This window comes from Treponema succinifaciens DSM 2489 (genome assembly GCF_000195275.1).
Taxonomy (GTDB): domain Bacteria; phylum Spirochaetota; class Spirochaetia; order Treponematales; family Treponemataceae; genus Treponema_D; species Treponema_D succinifaciens.
This window is the reverse complement of sequence record NC_015385.1, coordinates 599147-618453: the sequence shown is the minus strand read 5'-3', so window position 1 is coordinate 618453 and position 19307 is coordinate 599147. Positions and strand designations below refer to the sequence as shown.

22 protein-coding genes are annotated in these 19307 nt (G+C 36.6%); 4 read left to right on the top strand and 18 right to left on the bottom strand.

Annotated features, from left to right (window positions below; genetic code table 11):
- Window positions 1–40: 40 nt before the first annotated feature.
- From TRESU_RS02850 to TRESU_RS02790, 12 genes are all read right to left on the bottom strand, one after another.
- Complete coding sequence (locus TRESU_RS02850; RefSeq protein WP_041611912.1) at window positions 41–694, bottom strand: glycosyltransferase; 654 nt, start codon at window positions 692–694, stop codon at window positions 41–43.
- Between the two features lie 46 nt (window positions 695–740).
- Window positions 741–1532, bottom strand: a complete 792-nt coding sequence (locus TRESU_RS02845; protein WP_052299490.1) for a glycosyltransferase — start codon at window positions 1530–1532, stop codon at window positions 741–743.
- Complete coding sequence (locus tag TRESU_RS02840; protein WP_052299489.1) at window positions 1507–1989, bottom strand: glycosyltransferase; 483 nt, start codon at window positions 1987–1989, stop codon at window positions 1507–1509. The genes TRESU_RS02845 and TRESU_RS02840 overlap by 26 nt, the downstream gene beginning before the upstream one ends.
- Before the next feature lies 1 nt (window position 1990).
- Window positions 1991–2794 (bottom strand): glycosyltransferase family 2 protein, encoded by an 804-nt coding sequence (locus TRESU_RS02835; protein WP_013700808.1) that lies wholly within the window; start codon window positions 2792–2794, stop codon window positions 1991–1993.
- Complete coding sequence (locus TRESU_RS02830; protein WP_013700807.1) at window positions 2791–3711, bottom strand: glycosyltransferase; 921 nt, start codon at window positions 3709–3711, stop codon at window positions 2791–2793. The genes TRESU_RS02835 and TRESU_RS02830 overlap by 4 nt, the downstream gene beginning before the upstream one ends.
- Window positions 3704–4918 carry an O-antigen polymerase gene (locus TRESU_RS02825; RefSeq protein WP_013700806.1) on the bottom strand — a complete coding sequence of 405 codons (1215 nt, stop codon included), beginning with the start codon at window positions 4916–4918 and terminating at the stop codon, window positions 3704–3706. The genes TRESU_RS02830 and TRESU_RS02825 overlap by 8 nt, the downstream gene beginning before the upstream one ends.
- A gap of 244 nt (window positions 4919–5162) precedes the next feature.
- Window positions 5163–6452 (bottom strand): ATP-binding protein, encoded by a 1290-nt coding sequence (locus TRESU_RS02815; RefSeq protein WP_013700805.1) that lies wholly within the window; start codon window positions 6450–6452, stop codon window positions 5163–5165.
- Window positions 6453–6774: 322 nt separating this feature from the next.
- Entirely contained in the window at window positions 6775–8028 is a 1254-nt protein-coding gene (locus tag TRESU_RS02810) for a CDP-glycerol--glycerophosphate glycerophosphotransferase (RefSeq protein WP_013700803.1), read from the bottom strand.
- A complete protein-coding gene (locus TRESU_RS02805; RefSeq protein ID WP_013700802.1) occupies window positions 8021–9502 on the bottom strand; it encodes an oligosaccharide flippase family protein in 1482 nt (493 codons plus the stop codon). The genes TRESU_RS02810 and TRESU_RS02805 overlap by 8 nt, the downstream gene beginning before the upstream one ends.
- 17 nt (window positions 9503–9519) lie before the next feature.
- Window positions 9520–10368 carry a LicD family protein gene (locus TRESU_RS14050; RefSeq protein ID WP_013700801.1) on the bottom strand — a complete coding sequence of 283 codons (849 nt, stop codon included), beginning with the start codon at window positions 10366–10368 and terminating at the stop codon, window positions 9520–9522.
- Window positions 10368–10760, bottom strand: a complete 393-nt coding sequence (tagD, locus tag TRESU_RS02795; protein WP_013700800.1) for a glycerol-3-phosphate cytidylyltransferase — start codon at window positions 10758–10760, stop codon at window positions 10368–10370. The genes TRESU_RS14050 and tagD overlap by 1 nt, the downstream gene beginning before the upstream one ends.
- Window position 10761: 1 nt before the next feature.
- Window positions 10762–11190: a hypothetical protein gene (locus tag TRESU_RS02790; RefSeq protein WP_013700799.1), complete on the bottom strand. Its 429-nt coding sequence runs from the start codon at window positions 11188–11190 to the stop codon at window positions 10762–10764.
- 135 nt (window positions 11191–11325) lie between these two features.
- On the opposite strand from TRESU_RS02790, the gene TRESU_RS02785 reads away from it, so the two are divergent.
- Together TRESU_RS02785 and TRESU_RS02780 are read left to right on the top strand one after the other, a co-directional pair.
- Window positions 11326–11673: a helix-turn-helix domain-containing protein gene (locus TRESU_RS02785; RefSeq protein ID WP_013700798.1), complete on the top strand. Its 348-nt coding sequence runs from the start codon at window positions 11326–11328 to the stop codon at window positions 11671–11673.
- 192 nt (window positions 11674–11865) lie between these two features.
- A complete protein-coding gene (locus tag TRESU_RS02780; protein WP_013700797.1) occupies window positions 11866–13116 on the top strand; it encodes an ATP-binding protein in 1251 nt (416 codons plus the stop codon).
- A 112-nt stretch (window positions 13117–13228) separates the two neighbouring features.
- On the opposite strand, the gene TRESU_RS02775 is transcribed toward TRESU_RS02780, so the two are convergent.
- From TRESU_RS02775 to TRESU_RS15075, 3 genes are all read right to left on the bottom strand, one after another.
- Complete coding sequence (locus tag TRESU_RS02775; RefSeq protein ID WP_013700796.1) at window positions 13229–13834, bottom strand: response regulator transcription factor; 606 nt, start codon at window positions 13832–13834, stop codon at window positions 13229–13231.
- Window positions 13835–13837: 3 nt separating this feature from the next.
- A complete protein-coding gene (locus TRESU_RS02770) occupies window positions 13838–15049 on the bottom strand; it encodes a sensor histidine kinase (RefSeq protein ID WP_013700795.1) in 1212 nt (403 codons plus the stop codon).
- 137 nt (window positions 15050–15186) lie between these two features.
- A complete protein-coding gene (locus TRESU_RS15075; protein WP_169309730.1) occupies window positions 15187–15336 on the bottom strand; it encodes a hypothetical protein in 150 nt (49 codons plus the stop codon).
- 58 nt (window positions 15337–15394) lie between these two features.
- Between TRESU_RS15075 and TRESU_RS02765 the strand changes: the two genes are divergently transcribed.
- Window positions 15395–15610 (top strand): helix-turn-helix domain-containing protein, encoded by a 216-nt coding sequence (locus TRESU_RS02765; protein WP_013700794.1) that lies wholly within the window; start codon window positions 15395–15397, stop codon window positions 15608–15610.
- Between the two features lie 11 nt (window positions 15611–15621).
- Window positions 15622–16524: a type II restriction endonuclease gene (locus TRESU_RS02760; protein WP_013700793.1), complete on the top strand. Its 903-nt coding sequence runs from the start codon at window positions 15622–15624 to the stop codon at window positions 16522–16524.
- On the opposite strand, the gene TRESU_RS02755 is transcribed toward TRESU_RS02760, so the two are convergent.
- From TRESU_RS02755 to TRESU_RS02745, 3 genes are all read right to left on the bottom strand, one after another.
- On the bottom strand, window positions 16517–17854 hold the full coding sequence (locus tag TRESU_RS02755) for a DNA cytosine methyltransferase (RefSeq protein ID WP_013700792.1): 1338 nt from the start codon (window positions 17852–17854) through the stop codon (window positions 16517–16519). The two genes, TRESU_RS02760 and TRESU_RS02755, sit on opposite strands and share 8 nt — an antisense overlap.
- A 295-nt stretch (window positions 17855–18149) precedes the next feature.
- Window positions 18150–18365 carry a hypothetical protein gene (locus TRESU_RS02750; protein ID WP_013700791.1) on the bottom strand — a complete coding sequence of 72 codons (216 nt, stop codon included), beginning with the start codon at window positions 18363–18365 and terminating at the stop codon, window positions 18150–18152.
- 95 nt (window positions 18366–18460) lie between these two features.
- Window positions 18461–19261, bottom strand: a complete 801-nt coding sequence (locus tag TRESU_RS02745; RefSeq protein ID WP_041611910.1) for a hypothetical protein — start codon at window positions 19259–19261, stop codon at window positions 18461–18463.
- Window positions 19262–19307: the final 46 nt, after the last annotated feature.

Below are 19307 nucleotides of genomic sequence, written 5' to 3'. Positions count from 1 at the left end.
AGATAAAATTGATAGTAAAATCGATATTAAATTTAAAGAATTATCTCACGCACTCCCCGTAAATCTCCGCCATCTTCTTTACGGCAATATCAACCGAATATTTTCTAGAATCTTCTATATTGTTCTTTCGCATTTCCGCCCTAAGCATGGGATTTTTGTAAAGTTCCAGAATCTTTTCCATAAAGTCAGAGTTGTTATCCAGCTGATAAAGTTCTCCGTTCCGTCCGGGCAAAACGGCATCGGTCTGACCGCGGATACTGCTTGCCACAATCGGAAGACCACTCGCCATCGCCTCAATCACGCTGATTGGAAGACCTTCCTGCCGGCTTGTCGTAACGTAAAGGTCGGAAATCGCACACAGCAGATTTATGTCCTTTCTGTAGCCGGGAAACCAAATAATGTCATCAACCTCAAGATTCACGGCAAGAATTTTCATTTCCTTCAGCTGAACGCCTCGTCCTGGCATTATGACTTTCAGATTCGGAATCCGCTTTTTCAGCTCCGGAATGTTTTTTATGAAAAACTCGTGGTCTTTCCGCGGAATAAACTCCGCAATGTAAAGGATTATGAAATCGCTGGAATCGTATTTGTATTTTGAGAGGAGCGCAAGTTTCTCTTTAGGAGAAACAGCCTTGAATTTTTCAAGGTTTATTCCCACTCCGTCCATCATGAAAACCTGAGCATGTTTTTTCATCACGCAGCCTCCACATTCAAGAATGAAGGCAAGCAGAACTGCAAAACTACTCTACAGTTGTCCCCCCCCCGACATTTTCAGAAATGACCTCGTTGTATATTTCTGCCATTTTCTCCACTGCAATATCAACCGAATATCTCTTCGCTTCCTCAACATTCCGCCTGCCCATTTCCTCACGCAGCAAAGGATTTTTATATAGAAGAATAATCGCATCTGTCATTTTCTTTTCTGATTTCGGGCTGAAAATAAAGCCTGTTTCCTTGTCCTTTATCAGCGAACGGTGTCCGCGGTTGTCGCTTACAACAACTGGCAGACCACACGCCATTGCCTCTATAATGTTCACAGGAAGACCTTCCCGAAGACTTGCGGAAAACGCCACATCACTCATCATCGTGAGTTTTTCGACATCGCGCCTGTAGCCTAAGAATTCCACGTATTTTTCAAGTTTTTCCTTTTGAACAAATTCGCGTACAATCGGAAGAGTCTCTTTTCCTATCAGTAGAATTTTCAGATTCGGAATAATTTTTGCAAGCTCTGGAACGGACTTCACAAGCATAATCTGGTTCTTATTTTTGTTCAGTTCCGCAACAACCGTGATGATATAATCCTTTTCAGAATATCCAAGATCCGCCCTCAACGTATTTTTTTCTTCAAAAGTGCAAGGGTGAAATCTTGAAAGGTTCACTCCAACGCCGTCAATCTTGAAAATCTCAACACTTTTGTCATTCCGAACTCGAGCAGTTTTCTGCTCGCTTGGATTCGGAATCTCTTTTAAAACAGATGCTGAAACAGCTTCAGCATGACACATTTTTTTAGAATGATTTTTTTGCACGCTCATAGTCTTCCTCGTTTATTGTTACAATCACATCAGTGCAGTGCGAAAGCCATTTTTCCATTGGATAATACAAAAGCCAATTCAAGACCGGCGCACCTTTGTAAAAATGAAATCCGTGCGCAGTGTAAATAACCTTGATTTTGTGCCGCTTCCAGAGTTTCTTAGCCGCGAGCCGCCCTAGAACTCCTCCCATAGGCGTGTGGCAGTGCAGAATATCATAATGATTTTCCGCCAGAATCTTTTTAAGCTGCCTGTACGCCTTGAAATTCCTAAATGAAAACGGAGAGCGCGCGATGCTTATCGTGTACTGATTATCGCAGTCCTTAACCTCCTCCTCGCCTGCGGAAGCATAGTCAACCTGCCAGCCCTGCTCCTTGAACCAGCGCATATAAGGCAGATTGAACTTTGAAAAATTGGCAGTGTTGGAAAGGAAAAGGACTTTTCTAGTATTTTCACCCATTTTATTTTCTCCTGAAGATTTTTCGGATTTTTATAAAAACTGAAATTGCGGCTCTTCTAAAAAATTTTAACAACGACCATAACATCGCAATCAGCATCACTAGAATGTTTATTTTATGAATCTTTTTTGCGAACAAGATATTTTTAAGTTCTCCGCTTTCCATTTTCCATATATGCGAAGAAAGTCCAGCCTCGCCAAAAACACATTTAGAAAAAACAGGAACTGTCGCTAAAAAAGGAAGATACACACATTTTCCGTGCTGCATAAAATCCAACAAAAAACGCATATCTTCAGAATAGCTAAAACTTTCATTAAAACCGCAGACAAGAGCAGACAAGCGGAAGACGCTTGTCTGCGGGCTGAAAAAATTATGAAACATCTCTTTTTTATATGTAATATCTGTTCTTTTTCCAGCCCGCCGACAAGAGCCGTATTTTGCACAAACTAAGTCAACTTCAGTATTTTTACGCAGTTCTTCTATCTGTATTTTCATTTTGCCAGAAAGCCATTTATCATCAGCATCATTTAAAGCAATGAATTCACCGCTCGCATTTTTTATTCCTGTGTTTCTTGCAACAGAAGGACCTGAATTTTTCTGAGCAATTACTTTTATACAAGGATTTGTCTCAGCAAACTGTCTGCACAATACAAGTGAGATATCTGTACTTCCGTCATCCACCAAAATAACTTCATAGGACAGACCATTCGCTACCATTTCATTCACAACAGAATCAACACATTCGGCGATAGTTTGTTCTGCGTTGTAAACAGGGATAACTACAGAAACGTCTATTTTATTATTCATGATTTACTCCAAAATTTTCTCAGAATCATTTTTAGAACTAGTTTATTATGACCATTTTTTCCTAATGAAAATTTCGAAAAAAATACTTTAAAAAAACGTACTATTAAATTTTTGTCTTTTAATTCCAAATATCGCTTAAAAACTTTTTTCTTAGGTTCATCTATCTCGTTTTTAAAAATCTGATAAAATGACATAATATTTTTGTATGCAGGAGCAAAAACAACAGGAATTTTGCGGTTTCTCAATATTCGCTTTCTGTAATGATTTTTGTTAATTTCGATATGAACTGAAACATTATTTTCATACTGCCGATATAAAAACAAATTCTCACTTAAATACTTAACTTTTCCGAATGTAAAAGCAATTAAAGAAATCAAATAATCATGCATATAAAGATTTTCAACATTTCTAGAAAGAGCAATATTTCTTAACTCAGAATTAAACATCATTGCGCACCCTTGAAGACCGCCATTTAAGAATAAAAATTCTTCAAGAGAATATGCCTGATTAAAATTCACTTTTGGAATAATAGTTTTATTTTCTGTATTCCATAAATAACAGTTTGAAACAAGCAAATATGGATTTTTTGTCTGCCTATCAAACGATTCAAACATTCTCTGAAGCTTATATTCTAGCCACAAATCATCTTGGTCAGCAAAACAAACCAATTCAGATTTAGAAAACTTCAAAAGATGCATAAAATGCATACCAGGATTATGAAATGTTATGCCATCATCAATAAAAGCAATCCGAGAATCGCGAGAAGTCCAAAGCTTTATTTTTTCAACTGTTGAATCGGAACTTCCATCATCATGAATATACAGTTTCCAGGCTGAATAAGATTGATTCACAATGCTTGAAATTTGAGTATCTATATACTTTTCTCCATTATATGTTGCCAAAAGAATATCAATCATACCTGAACCTCAATGCATAACTTTTAAATTTATACGTAAGAACAAAAAGCCAAAATAAAGTTTGCAAAGTAACACTAAAAAAGCCGAAAAACCAATCTCCAAAAAACTGAAATACAAGACAATAAAGATAAAGAGCATAAAAGATTTTTTTATCAATAGAATTTTTGTATTTAATTCCTGAATATAATTTTCCGAATATGCTTCCATATAGAAACGCGCAAATAATAATTCCTATAATTCCAAAATCGATATAAAAATATCCAGGCATTGTGTAAACATTTGTTGCATACGGAACACCAATCCATTTCTCACTTTTTAGAAGTGTGCTAGGAAGAACATTGCAAACACCAAGTTTGTTAATGAATCTGTAAAAAAATGAAAGAGTCCAACATCCAAAATACTCTGAATATAAATTTTTGTTGCCTGTAACTACAGCATCAAAAGCCGGTGCAGGAGATAAAAAATAAACATATAAAAATCTTGTAAAAAAATTTGACTTAGATGTTTCATTTCCAGACCTAAGAAACTGCAAAGTAATAACAAATCCTAAGAGTATCAATACCAATGCAATAAAAGTTTTTTTGTTTAATTTGTTGCTTACTTTTAAGAAATAAAATATACAAACAGCAAGCTGAAAAAATCCGCCTTTGTTCATTGATGTAAAAAAAGAAATTAAAATCATAACTGCAAGAACAAAAAGATGAATCTTATATTTTTTCAGATTAGAAGAATTTGTAATTCCAAGAAAGAAAACTATAATTCCTGGCTGCAGAAAATATGAAGAAAGTTTTACATAGATTGGAAGAGAAGAACCAAACTCTGTTTCTTCTCTCAATAAACTGAATCCAACATGCTTAATTAGTTTTATATAGTAAACATTTGAAATAAATAAAAATAAAATAGATGCATACAAAAAAAATTTTTGCATCAGTCCAAAAGAAACTGTTTCAACTGTGTTTATACAAAACTTTCTTGATGAATAAAATCCAGAAAAAATACAAAATGATAAAATATATGCAATTATTACAAGATAAAATCCATCAGACAGAGAAACCCATATACCTGTTTTTCTTATCAAATAGTTATATGAAAATATAATAACAAACCATACAACAACTGTAATAAAAGCCGGGTGAAGATAATCCTTAAAAAGAGTCCAAATAATATATAGCATTAAAAAAGAAAATAAATAAAAAATCAGTTCCATTCTATTTTCTTCCTGAATATGACTTATAACTTTTTCTTACATGGACGATATTATTTAGAAATTTTCCAAAGCGTTGGTTGTAAAGATATTTGAGCAAAGCAAAGCCATGCAACAGACAAGAGCAACTGCCGCTTGTTCGCCAAAGGGGGAGAATTTCGATTTTTAATTTTTTTGTTCCAGCCATCTCGTTCTAGCTGAAAAGAGAATTGATTTTATCTGATTTCTATTTTTGAATTTCGCCTTTCTAAAACAAGTTTTTGTCCAGCAGAAAATCTGTGATTCCGATGTTCAGAATGCCGTTTTCATCGTACCAGCGTTTTCTTATGTCGCCGCGCACAATTATTTTCGGGAATGAATCTCCTGTGAGCGAAAAGGGCTTGAGTTCTGACGCTGTTTTCTCTTCGGTCTGCAACGCGAAAGCCGACTGGACATAGACTTTCTTTCCGCCTTTTGAAGCCACAAAGTCAATTTCGCGCGGAACACGCACAGAATTTTTATTCTGGTTCAGCTCCCTTGAATACACAACACCCACATCAACAAGAAATCCGCGAATTTTAAGCTCGTTATAAACCACATTTTCCATGATATGCGTCATCTCCTGCTGCCTGAATCCAATTCTCGCATTTCTTAAGCCCACATCCTCGCAGTAGAATTTGCTTGGAAAATCAAAATAGGACTTTCCGCGAACATCATAACGCTTCGCCTCAGAAATCAGGAACGCATCCTCAAGGTGCTTTATATATGAAGAAACAGTAACGTCCGAAACTTCAGTTTTCTCTTTTGAGCGGAGTGTGTCAGCAATTTTTCTTGGATTTGTAAGAGAGCCGACAGAAGAGCAGATTAAATTCAGAATCTTGGAAAGCACATCCTCGCGCTCAATTTTTTTACGCTCAACAATATCTTTTATGTAAACCTCAGAAAAAAGCGTGGAAAGATACTCCATTTTTCCCGCTTCATCACTCTTGGAAAGCACAAAAGGAAGCCCGCCGTAAAAACAGTATTCCTCAAACGCATCAGATTTTTCGCCGTCATACACCGACAAGAATTCTGCAAAGCTTAACGGGTGAACCCTTATTTCATCGCTGCGTCCGCGGAATTCTGTAAGAATATCTGATGAAAGCATTTTTGAGTTTGAGCCTGTAACGTAAACATCAAGATTTTGATACTCACGGAAATCATTCAGAACATCATAAAAAGTGATTTTTTTACCTTCTGGATTGTAAGGATTCTTAACTTCATCCGAAAGCTGAATCTCATCAATAAAAAGATAAAATTTTTCTGCCTTATCCTTAATCCTGCTGACAACAAATGAGGAAAGCTCAAGCGGATTTCTAAATCGTATGTCGCGAAGCAAATCAAGCTCAATGGAGATGATATTCTCTGGCATTGCTCCTTTTTCAAGCAGATAATTCTTGAACAGGACGTGCAAAAGATAAGACTTTCCACATCTTCTGATTCCAGTTATGACTTTTACCTGCCCGTTCCACATAGACGAAACAAGTCTGTCCAGATACACATCACGCTTAATTTCCATAGCAGAGTTCCTATTAAAAAGTTCAGCCCATAAAGGCACTGCTTTTTAATAAAAATAACATTTTTTACAAATATCCTCAATACGATAAAACGGTAAGAAAATTATGCAAAAATAAAGAGTTTGCCTCAGCCGTCTTTAGGGTTTTGATAAACCACAAATCAAAAATAGAAATATCAAAGAACATATAAAACAACAGGAAAACACCGTTGTTTTATCAAAAATCAATTGTCTTTTCAGTTTTCCTCCTTATCTATAGTTTTATATGAAATCCAGATAGGATTTTCAGAACTTCCGTTATATGTGGTTAGCACAACTGAAACTTTCATTTTGAAAACTCCGTGATTTTATTCCACAACCTTTCGCAGCACTTTCCGTCCAAGTATTCCGCGAACTTTTTCCGCGTTTCCTCGCTTACTGGCGAATAGCTTTTCTCTTCAAGAATTCTGTAGAATTCCTGCCAGTTTTTTGCCTTCGAGCCTTCCATATTCTCAAAATAATTGAAGTAATGACCGCGCGCGTATTTGATGTAAAAGTCGTAGTCAAAAGGAAGAAGAACAACCGGCTTTTTTGTCGCGATAAAATCAAAATAAATGCTTGAATAGTCGGTCATCAGCATATCAACCTGACCGGCAAAATTATAAAGCTCGTCGTAGTCAGAATCATTTATCGTGATGAACCGCGAGGCTGAGCTTTTATGACTTACGGTTTTTATAAAGCGTAAGTCATAAAAGTGTGGCTTGTAAACAAGCACACTTTTATGACGCTCCAGCGTCGCCAAAAATTCATCAAGGTCAAAGCCGTATTTTTCATCAAAAGGATTGAAAACCTCGCCAGTCCATTCCGCAGTCCTGAACGTAGGCATATAAAGAATTATCCTGTTTTCAGGAAACTGCTCACTGATTTTTTCGAGCAACTGTTCTTTTCTGTGCGCAAAAAGAGCGTCGCATCTCGGAGAGCCAGTACGAAGGATTTTCTCATCCAGTAGATTGAACGCAGTTTTCAAGAACGGAACAAAAAATTCAGAGTTTGCTACTGTGAAAAGTTTTTTCTGTTCCAAAAAAAATTTCCACGGAAAAAGTTTTCTTAGAATATGCGCGGTCTTTCTTCTAAATGCGGAGTTCGCTGACTCGCCACCTGAATTCGTGTCGTCGTTCAAGATTTTCTTAAGCGGCATTCCGTGCCACAAAGCGTAATGCTCGACATTTCTAGAGAAAAAAAGGCTCATCTCGCCGCCAGTTGTTGAAAAAACTTTTGACGCGCGCAAGGAACACAAAAATCCAGCAATAGAATAAGATGAAAAAGCGTTTCTGCCTTCCGCACGGAGATTATTCACAATGTCCTTGTTCTTTGAAAGCCAGACAGTTTTTATCTCCGGGTGATCCTTGTTCACATATTCAAAAAACATACGCGAGTTGTCGGAATACCTCTGTCCGAACCAGGAGCAGAAAATCCAAAGATTTTTGTTGCGCGGAAAAAGTCCGAAAAGATAATAAAACGGCAGCTCCAGAATATTAAAAATCGTTATAAAGCCGCGCCGCACAATTTTCACAGGCAAAGGAAAATTTTTCTTATTCATTTTTTGCTCCACTAGCTTGCTTTTTAGATTTCCAGAAAGCAAGATTTTTTAAGAATTCATCTTTTGTAAAAATCAGCATCGAAAGATACAAAAAACCGCACAAGACTACAGACACAACGCTTCTAATCAGAATTGAGACTGCGCCGTCAAAGGAAATAAAATGCTTTACTGCCAGCACAATTGGAATAAAAATAAAGCTTGTCGCCAGATATTTAAAATTCTTTTTTGAAAATATTGAAAAATTGAATCCGAGTTTTCTTATAAACAGAATCTGCAAAACAACAACCAAAATGTCAGAAGATGCCGTTGTTATAATGCAAAGCTCGGGCGTAAGTTTATTGAGCAGAACAAGGACAATTTTACTCAAGATGTTGTAAATGCCTGCGAAATAGTAAATTTTTGTAAGAATTTTCTCGTTGCCGGTCGCAAGAAGAACCTGCTTGGCAAGAATCATGTCAAACGCGCCAAAATAATAGCGCACAGAAAATAAACATAAAGACAGTGCGCCCGACAAATATTTTTGGCCTGCGTAAATATAGAAAACCTCAAAGGAAAGAACCGCCATTCCTATGCAACAAGGAGTGTGCAATGCCAAAAACGAAGACGAGCTTTTTTCAAGCAAAAAACAATATTCATTCTTTTTGCCGTCCGCCCAATAAAACGAAAGACGAGGAATGCTCACCAGTAAAACAGATGTCGTCACATTCACAACTGCAAGAATAATCGTTTGGGAAACATTGTAATAAGTAAGGCTAAGGGCATCAGAAAACCACACAAGCATAAAGCGGTCAAAAATAGTGTAAAGCATGCTTGAATTAACAAGCAAAAACACAACCGACAACGGCTTAAAAAGTGATGTTAAATCCTTAAAGCATATTTTTGAAAACCTTATCTTTGATTTTGCATAAGCAAATGTAAAAACATTATTCAGTATCAAAGAAATGTTCACCAAAAGAATATAGATAAAAATGTCATCGTTTTTTCTCACAAAAAGAAAAACGCTTATGACATATAAAAAACGGCACAGAAATGTCTTTATAAGAATAAAGCCGTAACTTTCAAAAGCCTCATTCACATAGTCAGTCGCAAAGCAGACGAAAAATATCTGGCTTGCGAGAATCAGATAAATATTCCTGTATTTCAAAAACGACGGAACAAGCAAAACCATAATCACATATACAGCCGTCACAAGCACAGATGTAAAAATATTAAATATGAACAGCTTTGTAAAAAGCGCGGAAACTTTCTTCTTGTCATTTTTAATCTGGCTTACACTCCTCATTCCGTAAGTGTAAACGCCGAAAACAGCAAAAGGCGTAAACCAGCTGATAATGCTTATAGCCTTGTTGTATTCCGTGAATCCGTCCACAGAAAGAATACGAGCCACATAAGGAGCGGTTATAAGAGGAAAAATTATATTAAGCGCACTTAGAACACTTTTATAGAAAGCATTCAGTTTTATTGATTTTGACATTCTTTCTATAAACTCTTCTATTGTTTTATAAAAGTTTCCGGCAAGGCGAGCTCGCCCGAAAGATATTTTTTATATGAATTGCCCACATCAAAGAAAGTTTCGCCGTGGTCGCTCGAAACTTTTTTCGGAGTCATATAATCGCTTCCGTACATTGAAACTAGAATCTCATGAAATCTCTCTGGAACAGGAACTTTTGTGTCTTCAAATTCCAAGAAAACAGTTTTCTCATAATCGCTGATTTTCCGCTCCGCATTTGTTCCAAAGTACGAAATTTCACAAACTTTGCTGTGCGGAAGAATGTTTCCAATCTTGCAGACCGTCTCATAAAGGCTGAAAAGCATTTTTTGAGGAAAAAAAGTTAATGGGATAAGAAAAACTCTCTTCCAAAAATCCATTTTCCATGTTTTTGGATAATATTTATTCCATAAAATCGAAAATAAAAATTTCTTTAAAAAATCCTGTGTTTTTTTGAACACCCTATTTTCAATTACGCCGTCCAAAGGAAAAACATCTATAAATATTCCCTGATTATATTTTGTATGTGGCCAATTACGTTTTAACATTGCGCTCGTTTCAGAATTCCTTATATGGCAAAGTCCGCCCACATATCCAGCATCATTATATCCAGTCTGAATAAAATACGGATACTTAAATTCTTTCTTCGCGAGCTTTATGAACTTGTCATAGTCTTTTCTAAACATCACAAAGTCCAAGTCATCGTCCCACGGAATAAAACCTTTATGACGGACAGCTCCAAGCAAAGTTCCAGAATCCGCAAAATATGAAAGCCCGTGTTTTTTGCAGAAACTGTCGAATTTCTTAAGAATGTCAAGTTCAACGTTCCATACATTTTTCAAGTCTTCCATTACAGCTTCTCCAAGTCACGCTTTATCTGCGTTGTGGAAATTTCAGGAGTGCGCTCAAGATAAACAACCTCGCACTGTTCTTTAAGAAAATCAAACTTGCCTTTCCAGTCATCGCCGATAACAAATGTGTCGATTTTATAAAGTTCAACATCGCTTTTCTTCTGTTCCCAGTTTTCTTCGGGAATAACCAGATCAACGTAGCGGATTGCCTCTAAAAGCTGTTTGCGTTTTTCATAGCTGAAATAGCATTTCTTGTGCTTTGAGTTCCAGTTGAATTCGTCAGTTGAAAGCCCCACAACAAGATAGTCACCCAGAGACTTAGCCCTGCGCAGAAGATTTATGTGCCCGTAATGTAATAAATCAAAAGTTCCGTATGTTATTATGCGTTTCATATCACTCTCCCTCTCTCTCAAATGAAAGAGAAGTTATTTTATTTTCAAAAACCTCTTTTTCCAGTTCAATTTTTTCATTTCTCTCCAATTTCCTTCCGCAGTCATAAATCACCTGAGCGCATACATCCGAACAGAACGCCTCTATCAAACTTCTCCTCACTTCATATCCGCCAAGCCAGATAGATTTATCCTCATCCGCAACTGGTGTTAAAGTGCATATATATAGAAGAATTTGCTCAGCCTTATCCGCTTTTAGACGCTCAAGCACAAATGCCAGCATCGCATCGTCCACACCGTTCGGAAAAAACACAATTTCTTTTTCCGCCCATGCGCCGCCGGAACTGCTTGTGAGAAAATCGTACATTTCGTTTATTTTTTTCTGCGTGAATCCTCTTGGAGCTGAACCACAGAGAATGGCGTATCGGTGCAAAATATTCTCCAAAATCAAAAATAATAATGAGAATCACTCAATACTATTTATGACATCTCATTATTATTTTTGATTATATTATGATTTATCATTATTAACAAGAGATAATTTATGAAATGTTATTAATATAAAACTATGCCAAAAACTTTTAGGGAAAATCTGAGGGAAGAGCTTGATTATCAGGACATGAAGGTCAAGGAGCTTGCCGTTGCGACCGGAATTCCAAAGCCAACTCTTGACTGTTACCTGAGTGCACGACAGGTGATTCCGCCTGCCGACATTGCAGTAAAAATCGCGCAGGCTCTGAATGTTTCGGTTGAATATCTGGTTACAGGAAAGGATGAAAAATCAAAATCGCCGATATTTTCTCAGATTAATCCGGAGACAAAGTCCATTTTAACCGATTTGGATTCGATTCCTCAGAACATACAAAAAACAATAAAAAATCTTATACATCAGACAGCAGAATCCTTGCAGAATTGATAAAAACGAAATGCTGGAGTTCATCTTGCGGCAAACAAATACGGACATCCGATTTTAGGACTCATTTTTTTGCGCTATACAAACATTCTTTGAAGACAACATTGAAGTTTCTGTCTTATAAAATAGGACTCGCCTGCCCCCCCACTTGATATTTTTGCATCTGTATGCAAAAATATCAAGTGGGATGTTTTTATGATAATAAAGCGGGATTTTTACTTAAACAAGCTCATTTCCGCAAGGCAAAACAACATGGTAAAAGTGATTACCGGAATCCGTCGCTGCGGCAAATCATTTTTGCTCTTCAATCTTTTTAAGGAATACCTTTCTCAAAACGGAATTGATGAATCCCATTTTATAGAAATCCAGTTTGATGATTTTGCTTTTAGAAAGTACAGGAATGCAGAAGAAGCATATAATTTCGTAAAGAGTAAACTAATAGATTCAAAGCAGTATTATATTTTTCTTGATGAAGTTCAACTTTTGGAAAATTTTGAGGATGTCTTAAACGGATTTCTCCACATCCCAAATGCAGATGTTTATGTAACTGGAAGCAACGCAAAATTTCTTTCAAAAGACATTATAACTGAATTTCGCGGTCGTGGAGATGAAATTCATATAAGCCCGCTCTCGTTTTCTGAATTTATGAGCGTGTATTCTGGTTCAGTTGAGGATGGCTGGAAGGAATACATCACTTACGGCGGATTGCCTGCGGTCGTGCTTCTAAAATCGCCGGAAAAGAAAGCCGAATATTTAAAGAATATTTTTGCAGAAACTTATATAACCGACATTATAGAACGCAATAAAGTCAAGAACACTTCAGAACTTGAAGACTTAATCAACCTGGTTTCATCAAGCATAGGTTCGCTTACAAATCCTAAAAAAATCGCGGATACCTTTGTAAGCAATAAGAAAAAAATTAGTCAGGAAACTGTAAAAAAATATCTTGAATATCTAAGCGATTCTTTTCTTGTTTCTGCCAGTTATCGTTACGATATTAAAGGAAAAAAATATATCGACACTCCTCTAAAATATTATTTTTCTGACATCGGATTACGGAACGCGCGGCTGAATTTCAGGCAGATGGAAGAAACTCACATCATGGAAAACATTATTTACAATGAACTTGTAATGAGAGGTTACAATGTTGACGTTGGAGTTGTTCAGATTAGCGAACGAAACAAAGCTGGAAAATCTTGCCGCGTGCAATATGAAATTGATTTTGTAGTGAATAAAGGTTTTAAAAGATATTACATCCAGTCTGCGTTTGCTTTACCCGACAGAGAAAAAGTTTTACAGGAAGAGCGGCCTTTTTTGAATATAAGCGATTCATTCAAAAAAATCATCATCGAAAAGACAAATATTCATTCATACTATACCGAAGAAGGAATACTTGTTCTAAGCATTTTTGATTTTCTTTTAAACGAAAACAGTCTTGAAATATAACGGAGAAATAAGGCATGGAAAACTGCATCTCCACTTGATGCGGACTTGCCTCAAACTTTTGATAAAGATGCATTTGATTCAAAAATCCACAGAGTCATGCCGCATTTTTAAATTATTTTCCAAACTGACTGATAAATTCCTTTTTGTCGTTGATGCCGGTTTTTTCATAAATGCTTGAAATGTAATTTTCTACGGCGCGCTGTCTTATTTGCAGTTTTTCCGCAATCTGCATGTTTGAAAGATTTTGCAGAATCAAAGCCATCACCTGTTTTTCTCTTTGCGTAAGCGCGTCTGTAAAGGAATTGAATTTTACAAGATTTTCCCGCAATTCTTTTTGGACAAAAGCGTTTTCCATGCATTCTATAAGCTCGTCCGACGGCGCGTTTTTTGAAATATAGCCTGCCGCTCCGTTTTGAATTGCCGTCTGAACCATTCCTGCCGAAAAGAACATTGAATACACTATGATTTTTAACTCTGGATAAAGCGTATGAAGCTTTGCAATAAAATCAAAGCCTGCGTCGTCGCCAGAAAAATTAAGGTCAGAAATCACAAGGTCTGGAAGCATGTTTCCGCCCGACAAAAGCGCAAGGTCGGAAAGCTCCGATTCAGGGGTGCCGGCATTTCCTTTGCAAATCCAGTCAGATTTTTTTTCGATGAAAGAAATAGTGCCAATGCGCAAAAGCTCGTGGTCGTCAACAATGTAAAATGTTTTTGCCATTTTTTAAACCTCCACCGTTATATGCGTTCCAAAATCCGGGGCAGAAGAAAACGTCACTTTTCCATTAAGAAGCTTTACCCTCTCACAAATATTGCGGACTCCAAAATGGGATTCCTTGGACTTTTCAAAAATGGCGGAGTTTATCTCTTTTACAAGCTCCTCGTCCATTCCGCAGCCGTCGTCAGAAATTATGATTTTAAGATGGCTTCGTGGATTTTTTGCGGTCATCGCTCGTGCCGAAATAGCCTTTGACAATGCCGCTTTTTGCCTGGCGGGTTCAACAGGCTCAGCCGCCAATGGGTTTCTCTTAAAAAACACCGTAACTTCTTTTGCGCCCGCGTGATTTTTTATATTCTGCAGCGCTTCCTGCACAATCCGGTAAATATTCAAAAGCTCGTCGGCATTCAAGCAAGAAAAATCAACATCGTTTTCCGCAATCAGACGGAATTGAAAAGATTCGCCAAAAATCTTTTGTGCAAAAACATTCACCAAAGAAAGCAGATTGTCTTTTGTAATGCTCGGCGGAGTCAGGTTGTAGCAAAGATTTCTGATGTTCTCGATATTTTGATTTTGCGTTTCAATAATTTTAGCCGCCGTGTCTTTATCAGGAATATTTTCTGCAAGAAGAGAAACATACCGCAAATTCTGCGCAACGCTATCATGAAGCTCACGGCTGATTCTTTTCCGCTCAGCTTCCTGAATCAAAATCGAATGTTTCAAAAAGACTTGCGAACTGTAAAGCATTCTATCTTTTTCAAGCCCTTCTTTTATGTTCAAAACGACAAGAATCGCTCCGCCAATCAAAATCGTAAGCGTAAAATAAATGAAGAAAACGTACAGTTTTTGGTGCGTGTCTTCAAGACTTGCGTTTTTGTCTTTAAGAAAGCTCATAAAAACCTTGTCCATTTCGTGAACGGCAAGCAAAATCTCTTCCTTATGATTTTCTTTTTCCAATATTAGCGGCTGTAAGCCTTCTGCAAGGGAAATACATAACGCAATCTGATTCTGCACCGACTCTTTTAATGCCATGTCGTTATTAAAAGTTTTAGTGTCAAAGCGCCTAAGCGTGTCGATAAAACACGCAAGCGAAGAAGAGTCCTTCTTTTCGCAAAATTCGTTCCAGGAGTCGCAGATTACATCCGTGTTGTAGATTTTATCCGGAGATTTTTGCTTGCATGAAAGTTGAAAGCAAAAATAAATATGTTGAAATTCCATTCTATTTGGAACAAGCAATTCGCAAAATAATAATTTACAAAGCCTGAAACAACGCTGCACGAAAGCCCGGCGACAACCGAAGCGGTAAGAATGTACAGAAAAGTCAGGTTCAAGCCTGCCAATTAGACATCGGCTGGTTATCCCCTGTAAAAGTTAATCAAGCATCCTGCCTGAATAATCTTTCGCTCGTCGTCGGTCATGTCGCCGGTCGCAAGGTCAAACTCGGCGGTTGTGCCGTCAGCGCGGACTGCGTAGGCTTTTACGCCAGGAAGTTTTTCCGCAATCATCTTTTTTGTAGTCTATCGTCCGTTGTTTTAATGTCAACAACACATCTATAATAGTTTTATGACAACCGAAGAACAAGATATTCTTTCAGATTTTGGAAATCGATTAAGAAAACTCAGAATTGAAAAAGGGTTTTCACAGGAAAAGTTTGCGGATTTGACACAGTTGGACAGAACTTATGTTTCAGGATTAGAGAGAGGAAAAAGAAACCCCTCATATCTAATTCTTTTAAAAATTGCAAAATCATTGAACATCTCTGTGAAAGATTTATTTTAGGAAATTTTTATATGAATAAAATAACCCAGTTAGGAATTCGAAGCCATTCAAAAGCATCTGAAAAATATGTGGATGTAACATTTTCTTATGACAATGGACTCTACTTCAACACGTCTGTTCCAATTCAATACCGCAGAACGGGAATCGACATTCCAGAAGATGACCTGAATCAAATCAGAGATTATCTTATAAAAGTATATAATGAAGTAAATCCTGACAATTGGGAAAACTGGAAAAAAGAGCAAGCCGATTTTTGGAAAGCAAAACCAAAAGCAGATACAACAAAATCATTTTTTGACAAACTGACAGAAGATTTTGAATACAAATGTGTGAACTGCCAGCTTCCTAACAATCCAAACTGGGCAAGAAGGATTCAGGATTTAAAGGAATTCGGCTACACAATAGCAACAAAACTTTCTGAATATTGTCCACATTGCAACAAAAACACCACGCATCTTATCATGCTGCCGATAAAGCGCGGCGGAATCACAGGCTATGAAACATGGAGTTCTGAACTAAGAACAAGAATTGTTTCTTTGCTCAAATCTTATGATGTCTTTGAAGCAAAAACAACAAAAAAAGAAGGCTTGCTTCCAGACCACAAATTTTCTGAAATCAGATGGAATGATGAAACAAAACGAGAAACTCTTGAAAATTTAACTGATAAAGAAATTTTGCGGGATTTTCAGCTTCTTTCAAATCAGAGAAATCAACAAAAACGAGAAATCTGCAGAAATTGCTATCAGACTGGAAAACGTGGCACAATATATGGAATTCCATTTTTCTATGAGGGAACAGAAAACTGGGATTCTTCAATTCCAAAAAATGGGAAATCAGCCGAAAAAGGATGTATCGGCTGTGCCTGGTATGATATAGAAAGATGGCGGCAAGAGCTTATAAAAAAACTTAAATAGCAATTCTGCTATAAGCTCCTCTTGGCTGAATCAAAGAAACTTTCTGAATGTCATCATCCGACCATTGAGAGGATATTGTAATAAGAATTTGTTCCAGCCTTTTATTTATATTTAAATTTCGCTCATTTTTTCTGCGGAGAATTCCAGCGCAACCGACAGGAGAAATAAAAAAGTTCTCAACTTCATTGAATTCAATAATATCTGCAATGTTAGAAGAATTTATATCTTCAGGGATTTCCGTTCCATTTAAAGTTATTCCGTTTTGGAGAGGCACAATTTCTTTTCCCAAATCAAACAATATTGTAGAGTCATAAAATTTTGTCGTTCTCCCCCAAAGTGAAAAATCATCCTCTGATATAGAAAATCCCATCTCTTTATAATTTTTTATTCTTTCTCCAATCCATTTTACAACAGGAACAGCCCAAGAGTTTCCCACTCCTTGATAACGATTTGTCGGACGAACCTTATCAATCAAAGTGTAATTATCTGGAAATCCCATTAAGCGTTCACATTCAAGAGGTGTAAATCTGCGTAGTCTGCCATCTTGGACAACAAAAAGAGAGCCATTATATGCCGCCGCATTTCCATTCCATTTTGTACCGTAAGCAGAATAAAGACAGTCCGTGTACTCTCTGAAAACTTCATAACTATGTCCGTCTTTTTCAAAAATCAATGGATATTTTTTTAACTCACCGAAATTTCGTTCATGTTTTTCAAAAAGGATATTTTCCGGCGAAAAATCTTTTCCGCCAGCCACAACATAAAGTCTGCGGCGTTGCTGTGGAAGCCCGAAATATTTTGCGTCAAGAATCCGCCATGCGATATTTCTTTTCGGACCTCTTAACAAACCTGCATTAGGCCATTTTTTTAATTCCAATTCTTTGTTGCAACCTGAAAGCAAAGACAAAAAACACCCGAACGCATTTGTCTTATCTTTTAAGACACCTTCAACATTTTCCCAAAATACAATAGTGCCGTCTTTGTTCTGTACTTTTCTAACTTTATCATTTTCATCTATTATTTCACAAAATTTCAGTGTAAGATTTCCACGCTCGTCATTAAGACCATTCTGAAATCCTGCAAGAGAAAAAGCCTGACACGGAGTTCCACCGCATATCAAATCAGGGGAATCAATCTCGGCAGTTGCAATTTTTTTTCCAATAAGATTCATATCACCAAGATTCTTTATATTCGGATATTTTATTCTTAGAAAATTTGACTGAAATTCAGCTATCTCAGAAAACCATTTAAAATCAAAATTAAAGTCTTTCCAAGCTACAGATGCCGCCTCTATTCCTGAACAAATGCTTCCAACTGATTTTATATTCATATCAAAAAATATAGCATACTCGTAGCCGATTGTCTACAATATATTCATTTTATAATCCGAAATAATTATTTTAGTATTTTCAAAAATCCATTTTGCAAAATCAATAAATTTCAATATTCTATTGCAACATCTTCATACAAAAAAAAGCCCTGTTTCACATCAGTAAAACAGAGCTTTTTAGTTATAGATTGTCGGTTCAAGCCTGCCAATTAGACATCGGCTGGTTATCCCCTGTAAAAATTAATCAAGCATCCTGCCTGAATAATCTTAATGATAACATTTGTATCGGCAAGAATCATAAAACGCTCGCCTCTCTAAGTTCTGTTACGGAATCACGATTCAGATGGATTTTTCCTGCCAAACCAAAGAAATTTTTCTTTGTTCCCGAAGATGTTTTTGTTACGTGCATTTCAGGCTGCTCGGCTTCCAACAGCTTTATAAAAGCCGAAACCGATGAAAGCAACTGTTCAGGAAGAGCCTTAACCTGCTCAATTACAACATCATAAGACATTTTGCACCTCCTTGGAGCATTGTAACATGTTTTGGATAACTTCGCATTATATTCATGTGAAGGTGGGAAAGTTTCATCATTGTATTTTATAAAATTTATTCTTCACTTAGCTTTTCAAGATTGTCAGCTGTGTAGACAGTTTTCGCCTTGCCATTCACCATTGTTTCTCGTACAAAAACGCATTGACCTTTTTTGCGTGTGTAAAAATCTGAAGTCAGTCTTTTAAAATAACCTCGTCTAAAATGAGGAGTCATCATCTTTTTGGAATCAGGGTTTTCAATATTTTCCAAAACTTTTTCCGCTATCGTTATCTTTTTTGAATATTCATTTTTTACTTGATTCGGAACACCGTCAACAACACACTCAGGAAATGTGTTCATATAAACTATTGTGTTGACAGCAAGATTAAAATATTCAATTAATTTTTTGGAATCTTCCGTTTTTTCTAAGAGCTTATATTGCTCAAACGGAAGAAAGCCTGCATTTTGACCTACCATCCATACAAAAACAAGTTTACCATTTTCAGGTTTATATAAAAAACTGAAAGCATAACCTTTCATTCTATTTTCAAATGGAATATGAATTCCAAAATCAAGATGTGTAGTCTTTGTTCCAAGCCATTTTACTTGACCTAAAGTGCTTATCATTCCATCCTCTTCCTGAGTTCCATTTTCAATAATAAATTTTTTAAGACCGTCAAAATCTCTTATCGGCAGACCAGCCAAGAAATCTCGCAACGACTTATCAACAAAATATAGATGGAGAAATTCCTTTATAGAATCAGCATAGAACAAATCAGCAATAAGAATATTTCTTTGCGTCAATGTTCCGTCAGGCATGAATGGATTCATTATCTGAGGATCAATCCATTTATGAATAAATTCTTTTGGAGACAAATTATTGTTTCTATTCGACTTGTTATAACTGTCCCAAAGTTCTGCA

Excerpts from the sequence above, each read along its gene's own strand:
- TRESU_RS02850 (WP_041611912.1), bottom strand. The coding sequence starts at position 694 with ATGAAAAAACATGCTCAGGTTTTCATGATGGACGGAGTGGGAATAAAC.
- TRESU_RS02845 (WP_052299490.1), bottom strand. The coding sequence starts at position 1,532 with ATGAGCGTGCAAAAAAATCATTCTAAAAAAATGTGTCATGCTGAAGCT.
- TRESU_RS02840 (WP_052299489.1), bottom strand. The coding sequence starts at position 1,989 with ATGGGTGAAAATACTAGAAAAGTCCTTTTCCTTTCCAACACTGCCAAT.
- TRESU_RS02835 (WP_013700808.1), bottom strand. The coding sequence starts at position 2,794 with ATGAATAATAAAATAGACGTTTCTGTAGTTATCCCTGTTTACAACGCA.
- TRESU_RS02830 (WP_013700807.1), bottom strand. The coding sequence starts at position 3,711 with ATGATTGATATTCTTTTGGCAACATATAATGGAGAAAAGTATATAGAT.
- TRESU_RS02825 (WP_013700806.1), bottom strand. The coding sequence starts at position 4,918 with ATGGAACTGATTTTTTATTTATTTTCTTTTTTAATGCTATATATTATT.
- TRESU_RS02815 (WP_013700805.1), bottom strand. The coding sequence starts at position 6,452 with ATGGAAATTAAGCGTGATGTGTATCTGGACAGACTTGTTTCGTCTATG.
- TRESU_RS02810 (WP_013700803.1), bottom strand. The coding sequence starts at position 8,028 with ATGAATAAGAAAAATTTTCCTTTGCCTGTGAAAATTGTGCGGCGCGGC.
- TRESU_RS02805 (WP_013700802.1), bottom strand. The coding sequence starts at position 9,502 with ATGTCAAAATCAATAAAACTGAATGCTTTCTATAAAAGTGTTCTAAGT.
- TRESU_RS14050 (WP_013700801.1), bottom strand. The coding sequence starts at position 10,368 with ATGGAAGACTTGAAAAATGTATGGAACGTTGAACTTGACATTCTTAAG.
- tagD (WP_013700800.1), bottom strand. The coding sequence starts at position 10,760 with ATGAAACGCATAATAACATACGGAACTTTTGATTTATTACATTACGGG.
- TRESU_RS02785 (WP_013700798.1), top strand. The coding sequence starts at position 11,326 with ATGCCAAAAACTTTTAGGGAAAATCTGAGGGAAGAGCTTGATTATCAG.
- TRESU_RS02780 (WP_013700797.1), top strand. The coding sequence starts at position 11,866 with ATGATAATAAAGCGGGATTTTTACTTAAACAAGCTCATTTCCGCAAGG.
- TRESU_RS02775 (WP_013700796.1), bottom strand. The coding sequence starts at position 13,834 with ATGGCAAAAACATTTTACATTGTTGACGACCACGAGCTTTTGCGCATT.
- TRESU_RS02770 (WP_013700795.1), bottom strand. The coding sequence starts at position 15,049 with ATGGAATTTCAACATATTTATTTTTGCTTTCAACTTTCATGCAAGCAA.
- TRESU_RS15075 (WP_169309730.1), bottom strand. The coding sequence starts at position 15,336 with ATGATTGCGGAAAAACTTCCTGGCGTAAAAGCCTACGCAGTCCGCGCT.
- TRESU_RS02765 (WP_013700794.1), top strand. The coding sequence starts at position 15,395 with ATGACAACCGAAGAACAAGATATTCTTTCAGATTTTGGAAATCGATTA.
- TRESU_RS02760 (WP_013700793.1), top strand. The coding sequence starts at position 15,622 with ATGAATAAAATAACCCAGTTAGGAATTCGAAGCCATTCAAAAGCATCT.
- TRESU_RS02755 (WP_013700792.1), bottom strand. The coding sequence starts at position 17,854 with ATGAATATAAAATCAGTTGGAAGCATTTGTTCAGGAATAGAGGCGGCA.
- TRESU_RS02750 (WP_013700791.1), bottom strand. The coding sequence starts at position 18,365 with ATGTCTTATGATGTTGTAATTGAGCAGGTTAAGGCTCTTCCTGAACAG.